The organism is Halomonas icarae (assembly GCF_009901955.1).
GTDB lineage: Bacteria > Pseudomonadota > Gammaproteobacteria > Pseudomonadales > Halomonadaceae > Halomonas > Halomonas icarae.
The window spans coordinates 1,039,447-1,065,302 of record NZ_WUTS01000001.1 but is presented as its reverse complement, the minus strand read 5'-3'; the positions used below and the strand labels follow the sequence as shown (position 1 = coordinate 1,065,302).

Here is a 25,856-nt window from a genome sequence, read left to right as displayed (position 1 = left end):
GCCCCGACGATGCTTGTCGGGGCCCGTTACACAACTTGCGGCAGCGTTTATGACTCAGCGCCGCCGATTACTCGGCCGGTGCGTAGGAGCCATCTTCCCGGTGGACTTCGTTGCCGGTTAGCCCAGGGGTAAAGACGCAGGCCAGATGCATGGTCTTGGTAGCACGCAGCAGGTGTTCGTCGTGCTGGTCGAGGATATAGATGTCGCCCGGCTTGATCGGCCAGATCTTGCCGTCGGCCAGGGTCTCCACCTCGCCTTCACCTTCGATGCAGTAGACCGCTTCGAAGTGGTGCTTGTAGTGGATATGGGTCTCGGTGCCTTCGTAGATGCGGGTGATGTGGAACGAGCAGTTGCCGCCATCGTCGGCCAGTGACAGCCGGGTGCTGTCCCAGTTGCCGTTCTCCGCCTTGACCAGGCGATCCGTCTTGCGGCACTCCTCGAGATTACGAACGATCATGGGTTCTCTCCTTGAATGTTGCTACTTGGCATGGGTTGTTTTCCGCTCTTGGGGAAACGATAGACTATTCATAAAGTGAGCCGACATTGCGGCTCACTCGTACCATACTAATCGCGCTCTCAGCTTAGCGCCTGTTTGGCACTTTGCTCGAGAATATCCAGACCCTTCTGCAGGTCCTCATCGGAAATCGTCAGCGGGCAAAGGCACTTGACCACCTCGCCGTCCTGGCCGCTGGTCTCGATGACGAGCCCGTTCTCGAACGCCTGGTGGGTGATCTTGTCGGCGATCTCGCCACTGCCCACATCGATGCCACGCATCAGACCACGCCCTCGTTCGGAGGCCTCGATGCCTTGTTCGCTTATCCAGGCGGCAATCTTGGCGAAACGCTCGGAGACGACCTCTCCCTTGCGCTGTACCTCCTTAGCGAAACTGTCATCGGTCCAGTAGTTCTCGATCGCGGCGGCGGCCGTGGTGAATGCCAGCGCGAAGCCTCGGAAGGTACCGTTGTACTGTCCCGGCTTCCAGACATCCAGCTCGGGGCGCATCAGGACCTGGGAGAACGGCAGGCCAAGCCCGGAGAGCGATTTGGAGTTGGTCACGATATCCGGCACGACATCGGCGTGCTCGAAGCTGAAGAACTTGCCGGTACGTCCGCAGCCCGCCTGGATGTCGTCGACAATCAGCAGGATGTCATGGGCACGGCAGATCTGTTCGAGACGCTTGAGCCAGTCGAGGCCACAGGCATTGATACCGCCCTCCCCCTGCACGGTCTCGACAATGACCCCAGCCGGCACATCGAGGCCACCGGACTTGTCGCTCAGCAGCTTCTCGAAGTAGTCCAGGGTGTCGGTGCCATCGCCCAGGTAACCGTCATAGGGCATGAAGGAGCCTCCCACCGTGGGGACGCCACCGGTGGCCTCACGGAACTTGCGGTTACCGGTGGTGGCGAGTGCCCCCATGGTCACGCCGTGAAAGCCGTTGGTGAAGGTCACGATGTTGTGACGCTGCTTGGCGTTGCGTGCCAGGCGAATGGCCGCCTCGACGGCGTTGGTGCCGGTGGGCCCGGGGAACTGCACCTTGTAGTCGAGGCCTCGCGGCTTGAGGATGATCTCATCGAGAGCCTGGAGATAACGGCGCTTGGCGGCGGTGAAGAAGTCCAGACCGTGGATGATATTGTCTTCGGCCAGATAGTCGAGCAGGGCCTGCTTGATCTTGGGGTTGTTGTGCCCGTAGTTCAGGGTGCCGGCACCGGCCAGAAAGTCGATGTACTCGCGACCCTCTTCGTCGGTCAGGCGGGCGTTCTTCGCCTTGGTGAAGACTACCGGGAAGGAGCGCGAGTAGGTACGAACGTCAGATTCCATGCGTTCGAGGATCTGGGTCTGCATCGTAGACCTCCTGTGTAGCGGAATGATGGAGTGTGACAAGGCGCGAGGCGCAAGCGCGTCCTCGCGGTCAAGCGGAAAAGAGACGAGCGTCAGAGTCGGTCTGTCTGAAAGGGGCCGATCCGGACCAGGTTCTCGGGATCGTGTTCGCCACCAAGCTGGTCGGTGGAGAAGTATTCGCGGCTGTTCAGCGGCACCTGCCAACGATCGGCCAGGCGGCGAAACAGCCCCCAGGAGGCCTGGTTGTCGGGAGTAATGGTCGTCTCGAGGTGGTGGACCTCGGCAAGTTCGGGTCGGCTCATGATCGCCTCGACCAGACGCCGGGCCAGGCCGGTGCCACGTGCCTTCTCACCGACGGCGACCTGCCAGAGGAAATAGGTATCCGGGGCGTTGCTCTTCACATATCCCGAAACGAAACCGACGACCTCGCCCTCCTCGTCCGTGGCCACCGCGCAGGTGTCACGAAACTGTGTAGCCAGCAGCAGATAGGCGTAGGCAGAGTTGACGTCGAGGGGCGGGCAGGATTTGACCAGTTCATAGATTCCCCAGCCATCATCGGGGTTGGGCTTGCGGATAAACAGGTCACTGGCATCAGCGTCGACCACTTCGTCGGCGACGGTGGGACGTGCAAGGTCGGCTGAAGGTGTGAAGGGCTCGGTCAATGTCATCATTGGCGGTGTTCGCTTCGGCGATGTCGGCAGGAAGTATACCAAGCGTTCGGCAAATCTCAAATTTGCGATTATTTTATAGGGCAGTATCCATAATAAAAAATTATGCGAGGCGATACCGAAGTCTTAACCGATGGCTGGATAAAACCCGCTAGCGATGCTTGGAAAGGTCCACCCAATTCAGCTATACAGGACTGCCAGCCAATGTGCTTAGCAGGACTACCAGCCGATATTCCCATATGGTTTCCGGCGATGGTGGCCAGCTCCAAGAGCCGTGATATCAACCGACCGCTCCTGCCCATACCTCCAGTCTAGACCAGCCTGACGGCACCGGCCTCAACGAAAAGGGCCGCCCGAAGGCGGCCCTGGTTAACCGGTTTAGCGCCGTGTCGGCGTGCGCATGGTGACGAACTCCTCGGCGCCGGTAGGGTGAATGCCCACGGTGGCGTCGAACTCGGCCTTGGTCAGTCCCGCCTTGACGGCGATGGCGATGCCCTGAATCACTTCGCCGGCCTCCTCGCCCACCATGTGCGCACCGACCACCACGTCGCTGGCATCGTCGATGATCAGCTTCATCAGGCAGCGCTCGCTGCTGCCCGAGAGGGTGTGCTTCATGGGGCGGAAGTTGGCGGTGTAGACGCGAATCTGGCCACACTGCTCGCGGGCCTGCTCCTCGGAGAGGCCGACGGTACCGATATTGGGGTGACAGAATACCGCCGTGGGGATGTGGCGGTAGTCCAGCGGTGCGGCAGGTGGAGTCTCCTCGAAGTGGCAGCGCACCAGATGCATCGCCTCGGCGAGCGCCACCGGCGTCAGCTCCGGCCCACCCGTCACATCGCCCAGGGCGAGTATCGAGGAGACCGACGTCTCGAATCGCTCGTTGACCCGGATATGGCCGCTGTCATCCAGCGCCACCCCCAGGGTATCCAGCCCCAGTCCTTCCAGGTGTGGTCGCCGTCCGGTAGCGGCGAGCACCGCATCCACTTCCAGGATCTGGTCATCGGTCAGGGTGACCCGCAGGCCCTCCTCGCTCTTGTCGATTCGCTCGATATTGGTCTCGAAATGAAGCTGAACGCCCCGCTCGGCCATCTGATCACGGGTGAACTCGCGCACCTCTTGGTCGAAGCCACGCAGGAACAGCTCTCCTCGATAGATCAGGTGAGTCTCGCTGCCCAGGCCATTGAAGATACTGGCGAACTCTACCGCGATATAGCCGCCTCCCAGCACCAGAAAGCGCTTCGGAAACTCTGCCAGGTCGAAGATATCGTTCGAGTTGAGCGCCAGGTCGCTACCGGGGAACTCAGGAACCCAGGGCCAGCCGCCCACGGCGACCAGAATCTTCTCGGCGCTGTAGATCTCATCACCCACTGCCACATGGTGGGCGTCGAGCACCCGAGCACGGCCGTTGATAAGGCTCACTCCCGCCCCGTCGAGCAGCCGGGCATAGATGCCGTTCAGGCGCTTGATCTCGCCGACCTTGTTATCCCGTAGCGTCGGCCAGTCGAAGCGTGGTGGTTCGGGCAGGTACCAACCGAAGCCCCCTGCATCCTCGAAGGCGTCATGGAAGTGAGCGGCATAGGAGTAAAGCTTCTTGGGCACACAGCCCACATTGACGCAGGTACCGCCGAGATAGCGATCCTCCGCGACGGCGACCCGGGCACCGGCAGCCGCGGCGGTACGCGCCGCCCGCACACCGCCGGAGCCGGCGCCGATCACGAAGAGGTCCCAGTCATGGGTGGTGGAATCGAGTTCGGACACGATGCTGCTCCCTGTCGTGGGCACTGGGCCCTGGATTCAAGGCGCCGATGATAGCAGCCATAGGAGTGTGGCGGGATGGCGCGGTCGTCTGGATGACCTTCCCGTTTTATTGTTGACCGCCATGCCGGGGAGGAGTAAAAAATGCCACCCTATGACGCCCACCTGCCTTGAGGTCATCTCATGAGAAAGGAAATCGAGTCCCTGCTGGAGAACAACCGTGCCTGGGCCGACAAGGTCAACCGGAATGACCCTGACTTTTTTACCCGGCTATCGAATCAGCAGAATCCCGACTATCTCTGGATCGGCTGTTCGGACAGTCGAGTCCCCGCCAACCAGATCATCGATCTGCCTCCCGGCGAGGTCTTCGTCCACCGCAACGTCGCCAACCTGATCCACCATAATGATCTCAATGCACTGTCGGTGCTGCAGTACGCCGTCGATGTCCTTCAGGTGCGCCATATCATGGTCGTGGGGCACTATGGCTGTGGTGGTATCCGTGCGGCCATCGAGGGCGGCGACAATGGCATGGTCGACAACTGGCTGCACTCGGTGCGTGAGCTCTATCACCAGTACCGTGACGAGCTGGAGCCGCTCTCTCCGGATGAGCGGGTGAATCGCATGTGCGAGCTCAACGCCTGCTCCCAGGTGCAGCGCCTGAGTCGTACCAAGATCATCCAGCATGCCTGGCAGCGTGGGCAGCAGATCTGGATTCACGGCTGGGTCTATGGGCTGTCCGACGGTCGCGTCAAGGATCTCGACTGTACCATCGCCGGCCTGGACGAGGCGGCCGATCTCTATCGGATCAAGCGTGCCAGCCCGGTGGGCTGATTCCTGACCTGATGTCTGAATGGGCATGGTGCCGTTGCCAGGAGGCGGCGGCACCCATGTTCTACTTTCGTATAAGACAAGAGTGGTCAATTCATCCAGCGCATGACGCCACTCGGAATTTCGATTGTACCCCACCCTGTCGGGTCTCTATGTTGAGGTGTGCAACAGCCGTGTGCGGTGATCGCGCACCAACAACAATCCTTGTAAAGGGAACCCGACATGATGTTCAAGCGCACCCTTCTGGCTGCCGTCGTTGGCGCCACCATGACCGGCGCCGCCATGTTGCCCGCCGTTGCCAGCGCCGAGACCACTCTGCGCATGGCCTATGATGCGGACCCGGTCTCGCTGGATATTCACGAGCAGCTCTCCGGTGGCATCCTGCAACTCTCGCACATGACACACGACCCGCTGGTTCGCTGGACCAAGGATCTCGAGTTCGAGCCACGCCTGGCCACGGAGTGGGAGCAGGTGGACGACACCACCATGCGCATGTCCCTGCGTGACGGGGTCGAGTTCCACAGCGGCAACGCCTTCTCCGCCGAGGATGTGGTGTGGACCGTGGAGCGTCTCAAGCGGAGCCCCGATTTCAAGGCGATCTTCACTCCCATCGAGAGTGTCACTGCTATCGACGAGACCACCGTCGAATTCAAGACCGCCGAGCCCTACCCGCTGCTGCTCAATCTCGCCACCTACATCTTCCCGATGGATAGCGAGTTCTACTCCGGCAACGATGACGATGGCGACCCCAAGGACGAGATCGTCAAGAACGGCAACTCCTTCGCCTCCTCGAACCTTTCCGGTACCGGGCCCTACACGGTCGTCGAGCATCGCAAGGGCACCCGCATGGAGTTCGCACGTAACCCCAACTACTGGGATAGCGAGTCACCGGGCAATGTCGATACCATCGTGCTGACCCCGATCAGCGAAAACGCGACCCGTGTGGCCGCCCTGCTCTCCGGTGACGTCGACTTCATTGCCCCCGTACCGCCCAATGATCTCGAGCGCGTGCGCCAGAGCGAGGACGTCCAGCTGGTCACCCTCTCCGGCACCCGTATCATCTTCTTCCATATGAATCAGGAGCGTGTCGAGGCCTTCAAGGATCCGAAGGTTCGTCAGGCCTTTGCCTATGCCGTCAACCAGGACGCCATCGCCGACCGCTTGATGAAGGGCTTTGCCACCCCCGCGGCCCAGTTTTCCCCCGAGGGGTATGCCGGCCATATCGACTCGCTGGAGCGTCGCTACGACCTTGAGAAGGCCAAGGCCCTGATGGAGGAGGCCGGCTACGCCGATGGCTTCGAGATCACCATGATGGCGCCCAACAACCGCTATGTGAACGATGCCAAGATCGCCCAGGCCGTGGCCACCATGCTGGCGCGCATCAATGTCGACGTGGACCTCAAGACCCTGCCCAAGGCGCAGTACTGGGGCGAGTTTGATGACCGCGCCGCCGATATGATGATGATTGGCTGGCATGCCGATACCGAGGACAGCGCCAACTTCCATGAGTACCTGACCGCCTGTCCGGATGCCGACACCGGTGCCGGCCAGTACAACGCCGGCAACTACTGCAACCCGGAGCTCGACAAGCTGGTGGCCGAGGCCAATCTCGAGGTCGACCTCGAGAAGCGCGCCGAGATGCTGAAACAGGTCGAGCAGACCCTCTACGACGAGGCCGCCGTCGTGCCCCTGCACTGGCAGGATCTGGCCTGGGCCTCGGCAGCCAACGTGGATATCGAGCCGGTGCTCAATGTGATGAACTTCCCCTACCTCGGGGACCTGGTCATCAACGAGGACGAGTGATCCTGATGCCGGCCCGGCGGGCCGGCATCACCCCCAGTCACTCCCCCAACCAACGAGCAACGGCCATCGCCCGCGAATCCGTTGCTGCCTGTATGCCCACAGGACACCTTCATGATCGCCTTTCTGATCAAGCGCCTCTTCCATGCGCTGCTGGTGATGTTCGTCATCAGCCTTATCGCCTTCTCGATTCAGGACAACCTCGGCGACCCCATTCAGCAGATGGTCGGCCAGTCGGTGCCCGAGAGCGAGCGCGAGATCCTGCGCGAGGAGCTGGGGCTCAATGACCCCTTCCTGGTCCAGTACCTGCGCTTTGCGAGGAATGCCGTTCAGCTGGACTTCGGCTACTCCTACATCTTCAACGAGCCGACCACCGACGTGGTACTGCGCCACCTGCCCGCTACGCTGGAGCTGGTGGCGGCGACCACGCTGCTGATCGTGCTGCTGTCGGTCCCCATCGGGGTCTACAGCGCCATCAAACCGCGCGCCTGGCTGTCGCGATTCTTCATGGGGGCCTCGATCGTCGGCATCTCCATACCGGTCTTTCTCACCGCCATCGTGCTGATTCAGCTGTTCTCCATCGGCGTCAGCTGGTCCCCCTTCCCCGGGGAGACGGGCTGGGGCAGCTGGCTCAACGGTCTGGTCTCCACCGAGGGGGGGATGCCCGCCTACGGCCGTGGTGACCCTGTGCATGTCGTCGGCACCTGGTACACCAACTTCGCCTCTACCGAGGGCCTCGTCTATCTGGTGCTGCCGTCCATCTCGCTGGCATCGATCATGCTGCCGCTGTTTATCCGTCTGATTCGTGCCGAGATGCTCGAGGTCCTGCAGTCGGAGTACGTGAAGTTCGCCCGGGCCAAGGGGATCAGCCTGCGGCGCATCTACTTCCTGCATGCGCTCAAGAACACCATGCTGCCGGTGATCACCGTAGGCGGCGTACAGATCGGCACCCTGGTGGCCTACACCATCCTGACCGAGACCGTGTTCCAGTGGCCCGGCATGGGGCTGATGTTCCTCAATGCCATCAACCGCTCTGATATCCCGCTGATCATCACCTACCTGATGATCGTGGGCCTGATCTTCGTGATCACCAATACGCTGGTCGACCTGATCTATGGCCTGGTCAACCCCACCGTCAAGCTCACAGGGAAGCCCGCATGACCACCCAGACCTCCCCCGTGCAAGCCCCACCCCTGCCAAGCCGCTGGGAGCGCCTGCGCGACTCCTACCTGCTCTACAGCTTCAAGCGCGATCCGATCGCCCAAGTCAGCCTGCTGGTCTTCATCGTCTTCGTGGCCTGTGCGGTGCTGGCGCCGTGGCTGGCACCGATGAACCCCTATGATCTGGCCCAGATCGATATCCTGGCCTCGGAGCTGCCGCCCTTCTGGATCGATGGCAGTGACCCCGCCTATGTGATGGGTACTGATGCCCAGGGGCGCGACCTGCTCTCCACCATCCTGTACGGCGCCCGGGTGTCGCTGATCATCGGTTTCGGTGCCGTGGCGCTACAGGCCCTGCTGGGTGTGGTGTTCGGCCTGCTGGCCGGCTACCTGGGCGGGCGGATCGATGCCTTTCTGATGCGGCTGGCCGATATCCAGCTCTCCTTCTCCACGCTGATGGTGGCCATCGTGGTGGGTGCCCTGGTCAAGGCAATCTTCGGCGGTGCCACCTTCAGCACCTACGCCGTCCCCTTGCTGGTATTGATCATCGGCTTGGCCGAATGGCCGCAGTATGCCCGCACCGTCCGCGCCTCGGTGCTCGCCGAGAAGGGCAAGGAGTACGTGGACGCCGCACGCACCATGGGACTGCCCAGTCGACGCATCATGTTCCGCCATATTTTGCCCAACACCCTGTCACCGATTTTCGTCATCTCCACGGTACAGGTGGCCAACGCCATCATCTCCGAGGCCGCCCTCTCCTTTCTGGGGCTTGGCATGCCGGAGACCCACCCGTCGCTGGGTTCGCTGATCAAGTCGGGCTTCGATTACATCCAGTCGGGCTCCTGGTGGATCACCCTGATTCCGGGTGCCGTGCTGGTTGTCCTGGTACTGGTGATCAACCTGCTCGGCGACTGGCTGCGCGACGTGCTCAACCCTCGCCTCTACAAGGGCTGATGACGCCTACGGAGTTTCCATGTCACTTCTCGAAGTCAACCAACTCGACGTGCGCTTTGCCCTGCGTCGGGGCGATGTCAAGGCCCTGCGCGACGTCAGCTTCACACTCGACCGGGGCGAGCGGCTGGGTATCGTCGGTGAATCCGGCGCCGGCAAGTCGGTGGCGGCATTCAGCCTGCTTAACCTGATCGCCAAGCCCGGTTATATCGCCGGCGGCAGCATTCGTTTCGACGGCCAGGAGCTGATCGGGATGCGCGACCGCCATCTGCGCCAGATCCGCGGCAACCGCATCTCGATGATCTTCCAGGATCCGATGATGACGCTCAATCCGGTGCTCTCGATCGGCGAGCAGATGGTCGAGTGTCTCAAGGCGCATCGTCGCATCGGGCGTCGCGAGGCGCGGGCCATCGCCCTGCGCAAGCTCGAACAGGTACATATCCCTTCGCCCGAGGCGCGCCTGGATCAGTACCCCCATGAGCTCTCGGGTGGCATGCGACAGCGGGTGATCATCGCCATCGCCCTGTTGCTTGACCCGGATATCATCATCGCCGACGAGCCCACCACGGCGCTGGACGTGACCATCCAGGCCGAGATCATGGACCTGCTGCTTTCGCTGTGCGAAAAGCACAATGTCGGTCTGATCCTGATCACCCACGACCTTGGCGTGGTCAGCCAGGTGACCCAGCGCATGCTGGTGATGTACGCCGGTCGCGTGATCGAGCAGGGGCCGACACGCGAGATCATCAACGATCCCCAACACCCCTACACCCAGGGGCTGATGAATGCCCTGCCCCAGATGGCCACACCGGGCAGCCGCCTGAACCAGATCCCCGGCAGCATGCCGTCACTGGACAACCTGCCCAGCGGCTGCGCCTTTCATCCGCGCTGCGGCTTCACGCAACGACCGGATGGCAGCGAGCGCACGACCTGCCGTAGTGAGGTGCCCGGATTCGTCGCCTCCGGCAACTGCCAGGCGGCCTGTCATATGGTGGCCGAGATGCAGGGCCAGGAGCGCATTCCGGCACAGGAGACGTCTCGATGACCGATACCCTATCCAGCCCCCGTCCGGAGGCGAGTAACTCCCCCGCCGACAGCGGGCAGCCACTGCTCGAGATTCGTGGTCTGGAGAAGCGCTTCTCGCTCTCCGGTGACTTCCTCGAGCAGCTCAAGTTCAAGGGTGGCAAGCTCGTGCGCGAGCAGGAGCATGTTCACGCCATCAACGGCGTCGACCTGGAGATCCAGCGCGGCGAGGCCCTCTGTGTGGTCGGCGAGTCGGGCTGTGGCAAGTCCACGGTAGCACGTACCGTGATGGGGCTGCTGCACCCCTCGGCGGGTGAGATCCGCTATGCCGGCGAGCGCATCGACGATCTCACGACCCAGGCGCTGATGCCCTATCGGCGGCGCATGCAGATGATCTTCCAGAACCCCTATGCGTCGCTCAATCCGCGCATGACCATTCAGCAGACGCTGGAGGAGCCGATTCGGCTGCACCATCCCGACTGGAGCCGCCAGCGGGTCCGCGATCAGGTCGACGAGGTCATGGAGTCGGTGGGTATCGCCGCGGACTGGGGCAAGCGCTACGGCCATGAGTTCTCCGGGGGCCAGCGTCAGCGCATCGCCATCGCCCGGGCCCTGGCGGTGGACCCCGAGTTTATCGTCGCCGATGAACCAATCTCTGCCCTCGACGTCTCCATCCAGGCCCAGGTGCTCAACCTGCTGATGGATGCGCGGCGAGACCGCAACCTCACCTACCTGTTCATCACCCATGATCTCGCCGTGGTCGAACATTTCGGTACTCGAGTGGCGGTAATGTATCTGGGCCGGGTGTGTGAAGTGGCTCCGACCGCGACGCTGTTTGCCACCCCGCGCCACCCCTACACCCAGGCGCTGATGTCGGCAATCCCCCGCCTGGAGGATGAGCGCCCCCAGCACATTCGTCTGGAAGGCGAGGTGCCCACCCCGGTACATCTGCCCTCGGGGTGCGTCTTCCACGCCCGCTGCCCGCACGCCAATGCGCGTTGCCGTGAGGAGGTTCCCAGGCTGATCGCCCGCGACGATGGCAGCCAGGTCGCCTGTCATGGGGTCGAGGAGGGTCGAATCGACTGAGCCCCCGGGGCATCTGGCATAATGCCCTTTTGGCTCGTCGACGGGAGATGACATGGAGTTGCGCTGGCTCGAGGATTTCATGGCGCTGGCGCGAACGCGACACTTCTCGCGGGCCGCCGAGCAGCAGAACGTCACCCAACCGACGTTCTCACGCCGTATCAAGTTGCTCGAGGAGGAGATGGGCACCGTACTGGTCAACCGTCAGACGCTGCCCCTCTCCCTGACCCCGGCCGGGGAGGAGTTCCTGGCGCTATGCCATGATGTCACGCAGCGGGTGGCCGAGAGCCGGCGGCGGCTGGCTCATCTCGCCGACCAGCACGCCGGGCGCATTCGCCTGGCGGCCCCCCAGAGCCTGTTGAGCCACTTCCTGCCTGGGTGGCTTGGCCGGTGGCCGGCGCCGCCGCCCATTGTCCCCGACCTGCGCGCCACCGGCTGGCTGGTCGATGACTTCTTTCGCGCCCTGGCCCAGGATGAGTGCGACCTGGTGCTGTGCTACTGGCCGTGCTCGCCGTGTGGCATCGAGCCGGATACCCAGGACTACCTCTCCTGGCGGCTCGCCGGCGAGCGAATGGTTCCGCTCTCCCTGCCGGACCCGGACGGGGAGCCACGCTTCTCTCTGGAGGGGGCCTCGAGCCTGCCGCTGATCGCCTACCACCCCCGTGGGCTGACCGATGCCGCGATCCGCACCCATCTCGCCCGGCTCGACGACACCCCCGACTTCCGCATCCTCAACGAGAGCATCCAGAGCAGCAATATCCGTGAGCTGGTCTCCCTGGGCTACGGCCTGGGCTGGCTACCCGAATCCAGCGTACGGGATGCACTGGCCCAGGGGACCCTGGTGCCGGCCGGTGGTGAACGCTGGCAGGTACCCATGGACATTGTGCTGTTTCGTCGTGCCGACAACCAGCAGCCAGCGGTGTCAGCCCTGTGGGATGCGCTCGTCTCTGTGGGTCAGCTCGATAATAGCCAACCCGATTAGCCAGTCTTATTAACCAGCCCGATTGAAGGGCATGTCTGATCCGGGCTCCCTGGTGCAAGCCACTTCAGGCGATGGGGCAGCTGACCCCTGTGCCGCGGAGTCCGCAGTAGCCGTCGGGTCGCTTGTGAAGATACTGCTGGTGATCCTCCTCGGCATAATAGAAGGTCGTGAGGGGTGCAATCTCGGTGGTGATGTTCCCTCCTCCGGCTCGCGAGATCGCCTGCTGATAGGCATCGCGGGTCTGCAGCGCAAGCGCCTGCTGTGACTCGTCGGTCGTCAGGATCACAGAGCGGTACTGAGGTCCGATATCGTTGCCCTGGCGATTTCCCTGGGTGGGGTCATGGGCCTCCCAGAACTGTTGCAGCAGCTGCTCGAGGCTGATCTCGGCCGGGTCGAAGATGACCCGGACCACCTCTGCATGGCCAGTGAGTCCGCTGCAGCACTCCGCGTAGGTGGGGTTGGGCGTTACGCCGCCGGCATAACCCACGGCGGTGACGTAGACGCCTGGCAGTTGCCAGAACAGCCGCTCGGCTCCCCAGAAGCAGCCCAGGCCCAGCACGACCTCCTGCAGCCGGTCGGGAAAAGGCGGCAGCATGGAGCGGCCATTGACCGCGTGCACGCCGCTGATGGCGAGTGGTATGTCGCGCCCGGGCAGGGCCCGGGAGGGATCCAGCGTCATGGTACGTCTCTCCTAGTTGTCATCGAGAATTCTTGGGTTGCCGGAACGGCTGAAGGTGTAGATCAGATCCACCGCCTGGCTCGTACCGGAGACCGCCTCCAGGTAGAGGCTGCGCCAGATGTTGTAGCGCAGGGTAAGTTCGGCGATCGGCGAGAAGACCCCGACACCGTAGCGCACCTCGAGATCGTCGGTCAGCTGGCCACTGAGAGTCACCTGGCTATCTTCACCGCTGCCCGCCGTATCCAGGGTCAGGTCCGAGACACCGAAGGCCTTGCCGATGCCGCCCACCGCGCCACCGGCCTGCCCCACGGCGAGCCCCACCAGTGCCGAGGTCAGCGCCCCATCGGTGTCGCTATCGTTGGGCGCCCGTCCACGTAACAGATAAGAGAGTGCGCTCGCCTCGTCCATGGAGGGCTCCGAGAATACCGCGAGCTGGGGCGATGCGGCGCTACCGGTCACGCGCAGGCCGGCGACCACCCCATCCCGGGTCGCATCCGGATTGCGAACCGCCTCGAAGTTGAGCAGTGGCTGCCCGGGCGGGCCGCTGAACAGCAGTTGGCCCTCGCGGATCAGCAGGTCCTGCCCATAGGCACGGAAGCGGCCATCCACCAGGTTGACATCGCCGAAGAGCTGTACCGGCCCGTCCTGCTGACGCACCTCCAGGGTGCCGGACAAACCGGACTCGAGTCCATAGGCGGAGAGCTTCATATCCGGCCCCAGACGCAGATCGATCTGCACATCCAGGGCCATGCCGGCAGCGGCCATGGCCTCGGCGGTATCTTCTCCAGTGGCGGCCTCCGCCGCGGGGCTCGAAGCTTCACGTCGCGCCCGCTCTTCGTCCTCGCGCGTAATGATCACCTCGTCGGGACTTGGGGCGACCGCCGAGGGGGGCAGCTTGCCGACTTCCAGGCGAGCCCAGGGCACCTGGACGTCACCACGCACCTGCAGCAAGGTGGGGCGAGCTCGGATCTCCAGGTCGGGTGCGATGCGCAGCTGTCCGAACTCGGGTAGCACCGCCAGTACCGGCTGGTCGACGCCGCGTAGCGACAGATCGGCGCGCCACTTCTCCGGCGATGGCCAGGCGGCATTGCCGTCGATATTCAGGCGCCCCTCCTTGGCGGCAATGTAGCCGTCGATGGTGGCCGCCGTGCCGTTGAGGTCGATGCCAAACTCACCATCGTGCACCTCCACCGGCACATCGGCCCCGCTGGCCTTCAGGCCGGCCAGGGCGATGCGCCCGCGCATCTCGGGCGCCTCGAGCCGACCGGCCAGGTCGATATTACCGGTAAGCCTTCCCTCCAAAGTCTCCATGCCGGTAACGAGATCACGATAGGGCGACAGACGCAGCTCATCGACAGAGAGCCGGCCCGTGAGGCGCCCTTCGTCGACAGGGTCATCGACCCGTGCCGTCAGTGCCAGCCCACCGGCCTGGGCGAGATTGAGCTCGAGGGCCAGTTCGGCGGCCTGGTCATCGGCACTGATTTCGCCTTCGAGCCGTGCCTCCGGCAGAGACCAGGGCTGGCCGTAGGCGTCCTGGCCGTCGAGTGCCAGTCGGCTCTGCAGGCTGCCTTCCGCCCGCCAGCTGCCATCGGCGCCCCAGCTCGCATCGAGATCCAGCTCGGTATTGCCCTGGGCCGCCCAGCCCTGTGGCAGGAAGGGGTCGAGGAGTGCCATGGGTACCTCAGCGAGCCTGAGGCGCAGTTCGCCACCCGCTGGAGAGGTTTCCAGGGGCTCCACCAGGCACAGGCCACCGCCCTGTTGCCGAACCAGGCAGAAAGGTTGTACGCGGGCACTCCCCTGGTCGACGTTGGCGGTGAACACCGCTGGGTCGGCCAGGCGCAGGTCACCCTGCTCGGCATCGACCTCGAGTCGGGACAGCTGTCCCGCGTAGCGGCCTCGATCCTGGTCGAGTCCGGCCGCCAAGGCCAGTGATGCCCGTGACAGCGGCATGCCGGGGGGCGCCGAGGCCTCCAGGGTCAGGCGGTGCTCGGAGAGCCGGCCATCCAGGGCCAGCACGGCCTCGTCGAGACGCTGACCACCGGCCTCGAGGCCGGCAAGCTCCAGCGTTGCCTCCATGGCGGGGTCCTCGAAGCCGCTGACCCGGCCGGCCAGCCTGAGCTCAACGAGTCGGTTCTCGGCAAAGGCCAGTGACTCGCCAACGAGGTTCAGATCGAGGCTGGGTGATTCAAGGCTGCCGGCGGCCTCGAGACCACCGCTGATGCGGCCAGACAGCGCGTCATGCAGGCTTGCCAGGTTCGGCATGTCGACCTCGCCGGAGAGGTCAATATCAGACTCGCTGACCCGCCCCGCCAGCTGCAGGCGGTTCTCGCCCTGACGAAAATTCAGGCTCTCGATGTTCCAGCGCATTTCGCTGTCGCCAGCGAGTTCGGCACGCAGGGCCAGGTTTCGCTCCTGCAACTCACCGTCGATGGTCAGCTCGGGAACCGCCAGCGTCCAGCCGGCATCTCCCTGGCGAAAACGTACCGCCACGTCGCCATCGAGTCGACCGGACAGCCCCTCCACAAAGGGCTTCGGGTCGACATTGTCCAGGCGAGCGCGAGCATCGACACCGATGCCGTCCTCCCAGTCGATCCGCCCGCGGCTGATCACGGAGGCACCGTTCATGGCAAGCGACAGCGGCTTCCAGGCGAAATGTGTCAGATTGCCGCTGCCGGTCAGGGCGAGGCGGGTGAAGGGTAGCTGGGGCCCTTCGGCATCGAGTGAGGCGGCGAGGCGGTAGTCCACCAGGCTGCCCTCCAGGCGCAGAACCAGGTCCTCGACCAGCCAGGGCTCGACGGCAACCTCCACGCCGTCGGCGTTGGTGGTGGTCTGTTGACCGGGTAGTGGCCACTGCAGCAGATCGCTGGTCAGGCTGGCGGTAAGCGGCAGCGTGGGGTCGAGGAGATCGGCCCGGGCATCCAGCTTGAGGTCAAGCGGGCCACTCAGCTCGAGGCGCATCAGCAGGTCGGCAAGCGTGCCGTCCAGGCCCAGTTCGATACGCTGCCCGGCAAGCCCCGGCATCAACTCCGGTAGCCACAGGGCGCTCTCGAGTCGGAGCTCGAGCGGGTAGTCATCGGTCAGCGCGATGGCGGCCTCGAGGCTGGCGTCGCCATCGGGTGTCGAGACCTCCAGCGGGCGCACCTCCACCGAGTGCCCCTCCGCGAACAGCGAGAGGGCCAGGCGCTCGACCCCATACTCCACGGCGCCCTCCACCGCGCTGTCCTCCACCAGCAGCTCGGGCACCTCCACCCTCAGCGGCAGAGTGATCTCGGGCAGCGCGCGGCGTGGCTGCTCCTCCAGGACCGCGGCCGACATGCCTTCCGCCGACGCGGCCACCTCATCGGGCAGCGGTGAGCGCACGGCGATGGCCGCATCGATGGCGGTGGCCGTGAGGCGAGGTCCGTCCCGCTCCCCCCCGGCCAGTGCCAGCTGTGCCCCCGGGGTCAGCGGTAGGCGCAGTCGGGTGCCGGAGAGACGCGTCGGCATCAGCCTGAGCGTATCGCCTTCGGCCACGGCCGCGGTGCTGAAGTGATCCCAGCTCAAGCGCGTGCCATCGGCCAGCAGCACCTCGACGTCCTCGAGATAGAGCCGCCTGAGCTCGATGGGGAACGGCAGCGCGATGGCGGCGAGGGGGTCGCCGGCGGGAGATGGCGGCGGCTCGTCGGTGGGCTCGCTATCACCCAGACGCAGCCGCGCGCCCTCGACACCGAGCACCTCCAGGCAGAGTCGACCGGACAGCACGCACTCCTCCGACCAGGCGAGCTCGAAGTGATCCAAGGAGAGGCTGGCTGGCCCGGCCTGCATGGCGAAGCCGTCGAGCTGCAGCCGGTCGAGGGGTGCCCCCTCATAGGCATCCACCTGGAGCAGCCCCATACGCTCGCCCTGGTCGAGCAGCAGCCCGAATCCCCATGGCGAGAGCCCCAGCCCCAGGAGCAGCATTACCAGACCAAGAAGCCACAGGGGCAATAGGATCAGTAAACGAAACAGCGACCAGAGCAGGCTCAGAACTCTGGACCGATGGCGAAGTGTAGGCGCCACGAATTGTCCTCGTCGTCGAAGGGGTGAGCGATATCCAGGCGAATCGGTCCGACCGGTGATATCCAGCGCACGCCTAGACCGGCGCCGGTCTTGAGATCGTCGGGGCCCCACTCCTCGAAGGCGTCACCGGTATCGACGAAGGCCGCGCCCCACCAGTCGCCGGTCACGCGGCGCTGCCACTCCAGGCTATAGGTCAGCAGCTGCTGACCGCCGGTGAGCTTGCCCTCGTCATCGCGGGGCGAGAGGCTCTCGTAGCCGTAGCCACGCACGCTGTTGTCGCCACCCGCGAAGAAGCGCAACGAAGGTGGAATCAGCGAGAAGTCGCTGGTTTCGATCGCTCCCAGACCGAGTCCGGTCACCACACGGTTATCGGCACCGATCTTGCGGATCCAGCGTGACTCTCCGGTCACGCGTACGAAGTCGGCGTCGGAACCCCACAGACCGTCGGAGACCTCCAGACTTAGCCGTTGGCGGTCGCCCCAGCTGGGAAAGGTGGGATTGCGAGTACGGGTACGCGACCAGCGTATCCCCGGGTAGAGCAGCAATACCTGCTCGTTATCGTTACCCTGGGTGAAGTCCTCGTAGGTGGTACGCACATAGAGATGCTGGATCCAGCCGTTCTCGAACTCCCAGCGTCGCGCCCCCTCCAGGGTTGCCTCCAGGGAGCGCGTATCATCGGTGTCCTTGTGGCTGAGCCCATACTGGAATCGGTAGCTGTCGCGCAGAGGGTTATCGAGCGGCAGTGTATAGACACCCCCGAAGCGCTGCTGGGGCGCCGATAGATAGAGATCATGATCCAGCCCATGGCCATAGCGATTGATCCACGGCTGGTCCCATGAGAAGCGCATGCGAGGCCCGACATCGGTGGCATAGCCGACCCCGACCTCGAAACGGTGACGGTCGGCCGGGGCCACCTTGACATCGATGGGGACAGAGGGACGCTCTTCCTGACGCGCGGCCAGCGCCGTCACGCCCTCCAGACCTGCCGCCGATACATGCGTTGTCGTGTCATAGCGGGCTCCATAGCGGGTTCCCCCCTCGCTGGCCACCGCCTCGGCCCAACCCGCCCTCTCCTCCTCGAGCGCCAGAGAGCTACTCTCCAGCCGCGGTCTCACGGTGACGGAGCGGAACCACTCGGTCTGCCCGAGCCGTTGGTTGAACGTGGCCAGCTCACCGGCCAGGTAGGGGGCTCCCGGGGTGAAGGGAAGCAGCCGGCGTAGTCGGTCTGGCTCGATATGGCTACCGCTGATGCTGACATTGCCGAAACGGTAGCGTGGACCACTATCCAGGGTCAGGTAGAGGCGAGCGCTTTCGTCGAAGGGGCGTACCTCCATGCGACGATCGCTATAGCGCCACTCGAAGTAACCGCGTTCCAGAGAGAGGTTGGCCAGACGGCCACGCAGGCTGTCATAAGGGGCATGCACCAGGGGGTCCCCGACGGCCAGAGGAAAGTCATCGATGGCTTTCTGAAAGGGAGGGTCCTCCCGGGCATCCCCCTCGAGTCGGAAGTCGAGGGTCTCGATGCGTACTCTTGGGCCCGGGTCGATGGTCAGCTCGACATACTCGGGCGGCTCTCCTTCGGCCAGGCGAGCCTCGATCTTCGGCTCGTAATAGCCGTAGGCGCGCATCGCCTCGGCGGCACGTCGCCGCGACTCCCCCTCCAGCCGTGTTCGGCTGTACTGGCTCTCGTCCAGCCCATCCAAGTAATGACGAATGTTAGCCGCCGGGTCACCCTTGAGCCCCTCGACCCGCGCCTCGATGGCCAGCACCGTCGAGGCAGGCAGCAGGCCTAGCATCAGCGTCGCCGCGATCAGGCGTAGCACTAACCGATTCTCCATATCCTTACGCCTTGTCGTTTGCGACTCCCGGGGATGCGACGGTATCAGCCTCACGGCCGCAGTGCCTCGAGTCGGGCGCTGAGGGCTAGCTGGCTGCGCCGCATTTCGCCAATATCGGTCTCCAGCGCAGCCAGGCGTGATCGCAGGGCATCCTGTTGTTGTTGCCTATCTTCCCGCGCCTCGCCGGCACCTTCAAGCGCATCCGCCAGTGTTGCCACGCGCGCCTGCAACGTCTCGAGGCGAGCAAGCTGTGCTTCCTGGGCGGCGGCGAGACGGCTTTCGGCTGCCTCCCGCTCTTCACGCGCCCTGTTGAGGTCGGCAGCATCGACAATTCGGCCCTGGAGCTCGGCGAGCCGCTGGACGCTGGCATCGTGGCTCTCACTGACCAGGTCCAGGCGCTCGGCCAGTGCACGGCGCCCCTGTTCTCCGGCACGCTCCAGGGCATCGAGCGACTCCTGAAAGGCCGAAAGCAGCGCCTCTCGGTTAGCGGCGGCCTCCCCCATGCGTGTCAGCCGTGTTCTCTGCTCCTCGACGAGAGCCTCCAGCCGCTCGAGTCCCGCTGCAATATCCTCCTCGACCACGTCGAAATGCCGCTCATGGGTCTCATCCTGGCGTGTCAGGGCCTCGACACGCTCCTTCAGACGATCGATGCCATCACCCTCACCGATGGTGGTATCGAAGCGAGCGTGGATGTTGGAGAGCTCACCGCTCAGTCGGGTGTTCTGGGATACCAGGCGCTGGTGCTCCTGCCAGCCGAACCAGCCCATGACGACCAGGGCGCCGGCGAGGATCAGAACCAGCAACCACAGCGGCCATATCCGCGGCGGCTCGGGCCAGCGCGGGCGGTATGGCGCCAGGCTGGCCTCGGGATCCGGGACGATCGGTCCGGTGTAGCGGCGCGGTTCCGGACGCTCTGCCATGCTCTACTCCTTGTGTGGCTGGGGCGGATGCCTGTGTGTAGGGCAGCTGGTATCATGCCGCGAGGTCCGGAGGCATCGCCCATGGGTCGGCGATAGTGTAAAGGGTTTATGCTCGTCGGCACACGGGGCGGCGCCAACGCAGCACCTGTCACCGCCTTCGTCGCCCAAGGAAGCCCGATGCCTTTCGAACTGCCTGCCCTACCCTATGACATCAAGGCCCTGGCACCTCACCTCTCCCGTGAGACGGTTATCCAGCGTCACAGTCAGACCCAGCGCGCCTGCGTGGCCCGACTCAACCAGCTGGTGGAGGGCACGCCCTGGGCGAACGCCTCGCTGGAGGCCATTCTGCTTGGCGCCGAGGGTGAGCTCGCCAGGCAGGCAGCCCAGGCCTGGGCCTTTATTTTCCATTGGCACTCCCTGTCGCCGCAGGGTGGCGCACCCGATGATGCCCTCGGCCAGGCCATCGCGGCACGTTGGGGTGATATCACCGGCTTGCGCCAGGCCATTGCCACCGCCGCCAGCGATGCGTCCCCCGGTGGTTGGGTATGGCTGGTACGCGATGCCCAGAGACTCGAGGTGATGGCCGGCGACGTACACGATCTGCCCTTGAGCCGTGGCCTGACGCCCCTGCTGGTCCACCATCTGACCGGCGGCCAGGATACCGACACCGCGGCAGGCCTCGACGCCTTCTGGGCACTGGCCAACTGGCGCTTCGCTGCCGCCAATTTCTCAGGCCTGAGCGCCCCCGCTGCCTGCTGACTGTCTCAGGAGGCGGGGCGGCGAACCATTGATGGCTGGCTCAGGGATCGGCGCGGCGACCGATGCCTCGGTAGTGAAGGCCCTGGGCGGCGACCCATGCCGGGTCATAGATATTGCGGCCATCGAGGACCAGGCGCTCCTCCAGCAGGTCGGCCAGTCGACGCCAGTCCGGGTTCCAGTAGGCCTTCCACTCGGTGACCAGCATCAGGGCGTCGGCTCCATGACACGCTTCCAGCGGGTCCCCTTCCATGCTCTCCAGCAGCGGGTGATCGCCGACCTCCTGTCGCAGCGCCGGCAGGGCCGCCGGATCATGCAGACGCACGCGCACCCCCTGCGCCCATAGCGCCCGCAGCAGGCTCAGCACCGGGGCGTGATCGATACGCGCGGTACCGGGCTTGAAGGCCGCCCCCCAGATGGCCACGCAACGCCCCTCCAGTCGGCCGTGGAAGTGAGCCCACAGCTTGCGGAACAGCGTCTCCTTCTTGTGCTCGTTGATATCGAGCACCTGCTCGAGCAGCGCCGAACGTCGCCCGCTGGCGGACTGCACATCGGCCAGGCGCATCAGGTCACGGGAGAAGTTGGGCCCACCGAAGCCACACCCCGGGTAGAGGTACTCGTAGCCGATGCGTGAGTCGGACCCCATACCCTGGCGCACGAACTCGACATCGACACCCAGGCTGTCGGCCAGGCCCGCCACCTCGTTCATGTAGCTGATGCGAGTGGCCAGCATGCCGTTGATCGCCAGCTTGGTCAGCTCGGCGGCACGCCTGGGCATGCGTTGAACCACCTCCTGGCGGCGGTTGAAGGCACGCAGCAGCTCGCGTACGCGGGCCTCGGCACCATCATCATCACAGCCCAGCAGCCAGCGACTGGGGCGGGTAAAGGTCTCCCAGGCGCGCCCCTCCTCGATCATGTCCGACAGCGCCACGGCGTGGCTGCCAGCCCCCATACGCCCCTCCAGGTGTTCGGTCTCGCCGACCGGAAAGGTCGAGTGGTTGACCAGCAACCGCTGCTGGTTGCCGACGCCATCGAGCGCCATGAAGAGAGTGTCGAGCTCGCCGCGCTGCTCCGGGGAGAGGGATAGCCAGATTACCTCCTGAGGGCGTTGCAGCGCCTCTTCGGCACTCTCCGCCAGGCGCAGGCTGCCGTCGGCCAGCCCGCTCTCGAGCTGGTCGAGCAGCCGCGGCTCGCCGACCAGCCAGTCGGCACGGCGCAGCGTTGACCAGGGCTGGTCGACATGCGGTAGCCAGGTGACTCGGTGGCCTACCCAGCTGAGGGCAGCGGCGGCGGTCGCAGCGGATAGCTCACTACCGTGAACCAGCACGCGCATGGCTCAGGCCTCCCCGGCGTAGCGGTCGAGCAGCTCGCGGAAGCCCTCCCCGAAGCGGGCATGGCGGCGGCCATAGGCGAGCGTGGCCTCGAGATAACCGAGCTGGTGGCCGCAGTCGAAGGTCTTGCCCCGCATTCGGTAGGCATCGACCCCCTCATCGGCACGCAGTGACTCGATGGCGTCGGTGAGCTGGATCTCTCCTCCGGCGCCGGGCGGGGTATCGGCAAGCCGTGCGAAGATGCTGCCCGGCAGCACATAGCGACCGATCACGGCCAGGTTCGAGGGGGCCTCCTCCACCGGCGGCTTCTCCACCACGCCGACCAGGGGGCTCGACGCTCCCGGCGCGGGGGCCTCCCCACCGGTATCGACGATGCCATACTTGTGAGTCATCTCGTGAGGAACCTCCTCGACCATCAGCTGGGCATGGCCGCGGCACTCGAAGGCCTCCAGCATGCCGGCGAGATCGTTGTGCTCCAGTCCCTCGTCGTCTACCAGCACGTCGGGCAGGAGCACGGCGAAGGGAGCGTCATCACCGATCACCGGTCGGGCGCAGAGCACCGCATGCCCCAGACCCAGCGGTTCCGGCTGGCGCACAGCGATGATATTCACGTCGTCGGGGAGAATCGCGTTGAGCTCCTCGAGCAGCTCATGCTTGCCCTTGGCCTCGAGGCTCGTCTCCAGCTCGAAGTGCTTGTCGAAGTGGTTCTCGATCGCCCCCTTGCTGGCATGGGTCACCAGCACGATATCGCGGATACCGGCGTCGACGGCCTCCTGGACCACATACTGGATCACCGGACGGTCGACGATGGTGATCATCTCCTTGGGAATCGCCTTGGAGGCGGGCAGGCAACGGGTGCCGAAACCGGCTACGGGAAGCACAGCCTTGCGAATCATGGGGCAGTCCTTGTCGAGGGTCGCGATGTGGCGTTCGCTGCGGCGCCGCGCCATGGGGAAGTCGCCGCCGGGAACGGGTAGAATGACGCTCATGATACCGGACTCGTCGCAGCCTGCCACCGCTGCGATACCGACCACACCCTTATCAACCTGGAGAGAGCGAATGGGTGCAACGCAGTCGAAAGCGGAGAACATGGATCCCGGCGAGATCGCCAAGTTCGAGGCCCTGGCGGAGCGCTGGTGGGATAGCACCGGAGAGTTCAAGCCGTTGCACGACATCAATCCGCTGCGCCTGGACTTCATCGATGCCCGCGCCGGTCTGGCCGGGCGACGGGTACTGGATGTGGGCTGCGGCGGGGGCATCCTCAGCGAGGGAATGGCCCACCGCGGCGCGGATGTCATCGGCATCGACCTGGGTGAGGCGCCGCTGGGCGTGGCTCGGCTTCACGCCGAAGAGCAGGGGCTTGAGATCAACTATCAGCGGGTCAGCGTCGAGGCCCTGGCCGAGGAGGCGCCGGCAAGCTTCGATGTGGTGACCTGCCTGGAGATGCTCGAGCACGTGCCGGACCCCAGCTCCGTGGTGCGCGCCTGTGCGACCCTGGTCAAGCCCGGCGGGCAGGTGTTCTTCTCGACGCTCAACCGCAACCCCAAGGCGCTCGCCCTGGCCGTGGTCGGAGCGGAGTATGTGCTGCGCATGCTGCCCCGGGGCACGCATGACTATGCCAAGTTCATTCGTCCCGCCGAACTGGCCCGCTGGTCTCGGCAGGCGGGGCTTGAGGTCCGCGAGCAGAGCGGGCTGATCTATAACCCGCTGAGCCGCCGTTATCGTCTGCACCCGACCGATGTCTCGGTCAACTATCTGATGCACTGCCGTCGCGAGGAAACATGATGTCGATCTCTCGTCCGGCCGCCCTGCTCTTCGATCTCGACGGCACCCTGGTGGATACCGCACCGGATCTGGCGCGGGCCACCAATGCCCTGCGGGCACATCATGGCCTCGATGCCCTGCCCTACCCGGTCATCCGTGCCCAGGTCTCCAACGGTGGCAGCGCCCTGGTCGAGCTCGCCCTGGGGCTGGCCCGGGAGGCGCCGGGACACGATGAAGCACGCAGCTTCCTGCTCGCCGCCTACGGCGAGGCCGTGGCTGCCGAGAGCCGGGTCTTTGCGCCGCTGGCCCCGCTGCTCACCGCCTGGGAGGCCGAAGGGGCGCCGTGGGGCATCGTCACCAACAAGCCGCGTGCCTATGCCGCCCCCCTGGTGGAGAGCCTGGCACTGACGCCGGGATCTCTGCTGTGTGCCGATGACCTGCCGGTCAAGAAGCCCGACCCGGCGCCATTGCTGGAGGCGGCGCGCCACCTGGATACGCCTCCGTCACGCTGCTGGTACATCGGTGACCATCTGCGGGACATGCAGGCGGCCAGGGCCGCCGGCATGACCGCCGTGGCAGTAGGCTGGGGGTATATCGAGGAGGGTGACGACTATCGTCGCTGGCCGGCCGACCTCTGGTTTGAGACCGGCCAGGAGCTGGTGGCGGCGCTGAGTTGAGCCCTCGATAGTGACGATATGTACGGGACGAGGAGCAAGAGTGGCTGAGGTAGCGACCAGGGATGGCGCCTCAGCGCCCTCCCCCCCGCCCTGCAAGGGTTGTCGCTGCACATTGTCGCGTGTGACACCAGTCGTGCGCGATTCGTGGGACTAAGCCTTTGGTGGCTGGGCGTCGAATTTTTCGCCGTTATGCCCACGGCTATCCGGCCCAATCAACCATAGATAGGTAGGCATGATCTCCTCCGGGGTGCGCAGGGTGTCAGGGTCCTCCCCCGGGTAGGCACTACGGCGCATCTGGGTACGCGTCGCGCCGGGGTTGAGGCTATTGACCCGCACCGAGCCCAGGTGCTCCAGCTCATCGGCAAGCACCTCCACGAAGCCTTCGGTGGCAAACTTGGAGACCGCATAGGCGCCCCAGTAGGCACGCCCCTTCCTGCCCACGCTGGAGGAGGTAAAGATCACCGAGGCATCCGCAGAGCTCTTGAGCAGGGGCAGCAGCGCCTGGGTCATTGCGATCGGTCCGTTGATGTTGACCTGCATGACCTGATCCCAGAGCTCGGGATTATACTGCTCGAAGGGCGTGATGCGACCGAGCAGCCCGGCATTGTGAAGGATCCCGTCCAGGCGACCGAACTCCTTGTCCAGCGTGTCGGCCATATCCTGGTAGTCCTTGAGGCTGGCACCCTCGAAGTTCAGCGGAAAGATCGCCGGCTGCGGGCCACCGGCGGCCTCGATCTCGTCGTAGACCGCCTCCAGCTTGGCGATGGTGCGTCCCAGCAGAATGACCGTCGCGCCGTGTCGGGCATAGGTCAGCGCCGCGGTTCGGCCGATGCCATCACCGGCACCGGTCACCAGAATAACGCGGTCATTCAGCAGCCCATTCGGTGCCTGATAGTCGATCTTGCAGATGGTCATGGAGTCTCCTCGATGAGTCAGTTACCGGACTGCCGCAGGAAGTCGTCGGCCAGCCCCGCCGCGGTGCTCTCGGGGTGCGCCTCACGGACCCGTTCGAGCAGCTCCCGGCTGGCATCCGGCTGGCCCATGCGGGCCTTGAGCAGCCCCAGCTTGTAGAGGGCGTCGGGCACCTTGTTGCTCTCCGGATAGTCGTCAAGAACGGTGCGAAAGGCGGCCTCAGCGGGCTCCAGGCGGCCCTCTGCGGCGTGTAGCTCACCCAGCCAATAGTGGGCATTGGGGGTCAGGCGACTCTCGGGGTAACTGCCGACAAAGCTATCGAAGGCGGCGATGGCCCTGTCGAACTCCCGCGCCTGTACGCTGGAGAAGGCCTTCTGGTAGGCCGCCTGGACATCGGAGTCCTCGGCATTCGGTGACGCCGTGCCGGTCTCCGCGTCTCGCCTTTCTGACTCGCTGTTGGGTCGCTCGTCACGCGCTTCGTCACGGGTTTCCTCATCCGGCGATGACCGACTTATGCCGGCCGATACCGAAGACAGCCGGTCCTCCAGATCCATATACTGCTGGCGGGTCTGGCCGCGAAGCTGCTCGAGCTGATGGCGCAACTCCTCGACCTGGCCACGCAGTCGGCGAAGCTCTTCCTGGTGCTCCTGCACCTGGTTGAAGATCACCAGGCTGCCACCCGCGGGCTCACGGGTATCCGTCTGCTGGTAAAACGTGCTGGTTTGCGCGGTCAGGTCCTCGACCACTGGCTGCTGAGCCAGTGCAGGAACCCCTACGGAGAGCGGGAGCACCAGGGCTCCCGCACCGCACAGCCTCTTCAGACCGTGTTCCATCTGTGTCTCCCTAGTGTCG

Annotated in this window: 22 protein-coding genes; 10 read left to right on the top strand and 12 right to left on the bottom strand. The window is 64.7% G+C overall.

Annotated features, from left to right (window positions below):
• Window positions 1-67: 67 nt before the first annotated feature.
• From GRB80_RS04975 to gorA, 4 genes are all read right to left on the bottom strand, one after another.
• Window positions 68-457 carry an ectoine synthase gene (locus tag GRB80_RS04975; RefSeq protein ID WP_132041039.1) on the bottom strand — a complete coding sequence of 130 codons (390 nt, stop codon included), beginning with the start codon at window positions 455-457 and terminating at the stop codon, window positions 68-70.
• Window positions 458-576: 119 nt separating this feature from the next.
• Window positions 577-1,842, bottom strand: a complete 1,266-nt coding sequence (ectB, locus tag GRB80_RS04970) for a diaminobutyrate--2-oxoglutarate transaminase (RefSeq protein WP_132041040.1) — start codon at window positions 1,840-1,842, stop codon at window positions 577-579.
• A gap of 89 nt (window positions 1,843-1,931) precedes the next feature.
• Window positions 1,932-2,510, bottom strand: a complete 579-nt coding sequence (ectA, locus tag GRB80_RS04965) for a diaminobutyrate acetyltransferase (RefSeq protein ID WP_132041041.1) — start codon at window positions 2,508-2,510, stop codon at window positions 1,932-1,934.
• A gap of 375 nt (window positions 2,511-2,885) precedes the next feature.
• A complete protein-coding gene (gene gorA / locus GRB80_RS04960) occupies window positions 2,886-4,265 on the bottom strand; it encodes a glutathione-disulfide reductase (RefSeq protein WP_161422741.1) in 1,380 nt (459 codons plus the stop codon).
• Window positions 4,266-4,445: 180 nt separating this feature from the next.
• On the opposite strand from gorA, the gene can reads away from it, so the two are divergent.
• The 7 genes from can (at window position 4,446) to GRB80_RS04925 (ending at window position 12,089) form a co-directional block, all read left to right on the top strand.
• On the top strand, window positions 4,446-5,093 hold the full coding sequence (can, locus tag GRB80_RS04955; protein WP_161422740.1) for a carbonate dehydratase: 648 nt from the start codon (window positions 4,446-4,448) through the stop codon (window positions 5,091-5,093).
• Window positions 5,094-5,312: 219 nt separating this feature from the next.
• Entirely contained in the window at window positions 5,313-6,893 is a 1,581-nt protein-coding gene (locus GRB80_RS04950; RefSeq protein WP_161422739.1) for an ABC transporter substrate-binding protein, read from the top strand.
• 111 nt (window positions 6,894-7,004) lie between these two features.
• Window positions 7,005-8,051 carry an ABC transporter permease gene (locus GRB80_RS04945; RefSeq protein ID WP_132041045.1) on the top strand — a complete coding sequence of 349 codons (1,047 nt, stop codon included), beginning with the start codon at window positions 7,005-7,007 and terminating at the stop codon, window positions 8,049-8,051.
• A complete protein-coding gene (locus GRB80_RS04940; protein ID WP_132041046.1) occupies window positions 8,048-9,004 on the top strand; it encodes an ABC transporter permease in 957 nt (318 codons plus the stop codon). The genes GRB80_RS04945 and GRB80_RS04940 overlap by 4 nt, the downstream gene beginning before the upstream one ends.
• A 19-nt stretch (window positions 9,005-9,023) precedes the next feature.
• Complete coding sequence (locus tag GRB80_RS04935) at window positions 9,024-10,046, top strand: ABC transporter ATP-binding protein (protein WP_161422738.1); 1,023 nt, start codon at window positions 9,024-9,026, stop codon at window positions 10,044-10,046.
• Complete coding sequence (locus GRB80_RS04930) at window positions 10,043-11,110, top strand: ABC transporter ATP-binding protein (RefSeq protein WP_161422737.1); 1,068 nt, start codon at window positions 10,043-10,045, stop codon at window positions 11,108-11,110. The genes GRB80_RS04935 and GRB80_RS04930 overlap by 4 nt, the downstream gene beginning before the upstream one ends.
• Window positions 11,111-11,162: 52 nt before the next feature.
• A complete protein-coding gene (locus tag GRB80_RS04925) occupies window positions 11,163-12,089 on the top strand; it encodes a LysR family transcriptional regulator (RefSeq protein WP_161422736.1) in 927 nt (308 codons plus the stop codon).
• A 64-nt stretch (window positions 12,090-12,153) separates the two neighbouring features.
• Here GRB80_RS04925 and msrA read toward each other — a convergent pair whose 3' ends face one another.
• From msrA to GRB80_RS04905, 4 genes are read right to left on the bottom strand one after another with little or no spacing between them, the layout of a single operon-like run.
• Complete coding sequence (msrA, locus tag GRB80_RS04920) at window positions 12,154-12,768, bottom strand: peptide-methionine (S)-S-oxide reductase MsrA (protein WP_161422735.1); 615 nt, start codon at window positions 12,766-12,768, stop codon at window positions 12,154-12,156.
• A 12-nt stretch (window positions 12,769-12,780) separates the two neighbouring features.
• On the bottom strand, window positions 12,781-16,806 hold the full coding sequence (gene tamB / locus GRB80_RS04915) for an autotransporter assembly complex protein TamB (RefSeq protein WP_309663538.1): 4,026 nt from the start codon (window positions 16,804-16,806) through the stop codon (window positions 12,781-12,783).
• Window positions 16,770-18,644, bottom strand: coding sequence for an autotransporter assembly complex protein TamA (tamA, locus tag GRB80_RS04910; protein ID WP_161422734.1), 1,875 nt, complete (start codon window positions 18,642-18,644; stop codon window positions 16,770-16,772). The genes tamB and tamA overlap by 37 nt, the downstream gene beginning before the upstream one ends.
• A gap of 50 nt (window positions 18,645-18,694) precedes the next feature.
• Complete coding sequence (locus tag GRB80_RS04905; RefSeq protein ID WP_161422733.1) at window positions 18,695-19,564, bottom strand: hypothetical protein; 870 nt, start codon at window positions 19,562-19,564, stop codon at window positions 18,695-18,697.
• Between the two features lie 177 nt (window positions 19,565-19,741).
• Here GRB80_RS04905 and GRB80_RS04900 point away from each other — a divergent pair, with 177 nt between their 5' ends.
• Window positions 19,742-20,323 carry a superoxide dismutase gene (locus GRB80_RS04900; RefSeq protein WP_161422732.1) on the top strand — a complete coding sequence of 194 codons (582 nt, stop codon included), beginning with the start codon at window positions 19,742-19,744 and terminating at the stop codon, window positions 20,321-20,323.
• 40 nt (window positions 20,324-20,363) lie between these two features.
• Here the strand turns inward: GRB80_RS04900 and GRB80_RS04895 are convergent, their stop codons facing one another.
• Both GRB80_RS04895 and galU read right to left on the bottom strand, forming a co-directional pair.
• The gene (locus tag GRB80_RS04895; protein WP_132041054.1) at window positions 20,364-21,653 is read right to left on the bottom strand and encodes a nucleotide sugar dehydrogenase; all 1,290 of its coding nucleotides are present in this window, start codon (window positions 21,651-21,653) and stop codon (window positions 20,364-20,366) included.
• A gap of 3 nt (window positions 21,654-21,656) precedes the next feature.
• Entirely contained in the window at window positions 21,657-22,547 is an 891-nt protein-coding gene (galU, locus tag GRB80_RS04890) for a UTP--glucose-1-phosphate uridylyltransferase GalU (RefSeq protein ID WP_132041254.1), read from the bottom strand.
• A 163-nt stretch (window positions 22,548-22,710) separates the two neighbouring features.
• Between galU and ubiG the strand changes: the two genes are divergently transcribed.
• Both ubiG and GRB80_RS04880 read left to right on the top strand, forming a co-directional pair.
• Window positions 22,711-23,436 (top strand): bifunctional 2-polyprenyl-6-hydroxyphenol methylase/3-demethylubiquinol 3-O-methyltransferase UbiG, encoded by a 726-nt coding sequence (ubiG, locus tag GRB80_RS04885; protein WP_161422731.1) that lies wholly within the window; start codon window positions 22,711-22,713, stop codon window positions 23,434-23,436.
• Entirely contained in the window at window positions 23,436-24,092 is a 657-nt protein-coding gene (locus GRB80_RS04880; RefSeq protein WP_132041255.1) for an HAD-IA family hydrolase, read from the top strand. The genes ubiG and GRB80_RS04880 overlap by 1 nt, the downstream gene beginning before the upstream one ends.
• Before the next feature lie 150 nt (window positions 24,093-24,242).
• Here GRB80_RS04880 and GRB80_RS04875 read toward each other — a convergent pair whose 3' ends face one another.
• Together GRB80_RS04875 and ybgF are read right to left on the bottom strand one after the other, a co-directional pair.
• Complete coding sequence (locus GRB80_RS04875) at window positions 24,243-25,007, bottom strand: YciK family oxidoreductase (protein ID WP_161422730.1); 765 nt, start codon at window positions 25,005-25,007, stop codon at window positions 24,243-24,245.
• Between the two features lie 17 nt (window positions 25,008-25,024).
• Entirely contained in the window at window positions 25,025-25,837 is an 813-nt protein-coding gene (gene ybgF, locus GRB80_RS04870; protein ID WP_161422729.1) for a tol-pal system protein YbgF, read from the bottom strand.
• Between the last annotated feature and the right edge of the window lie 19 nt (window positions 25,838-25,856).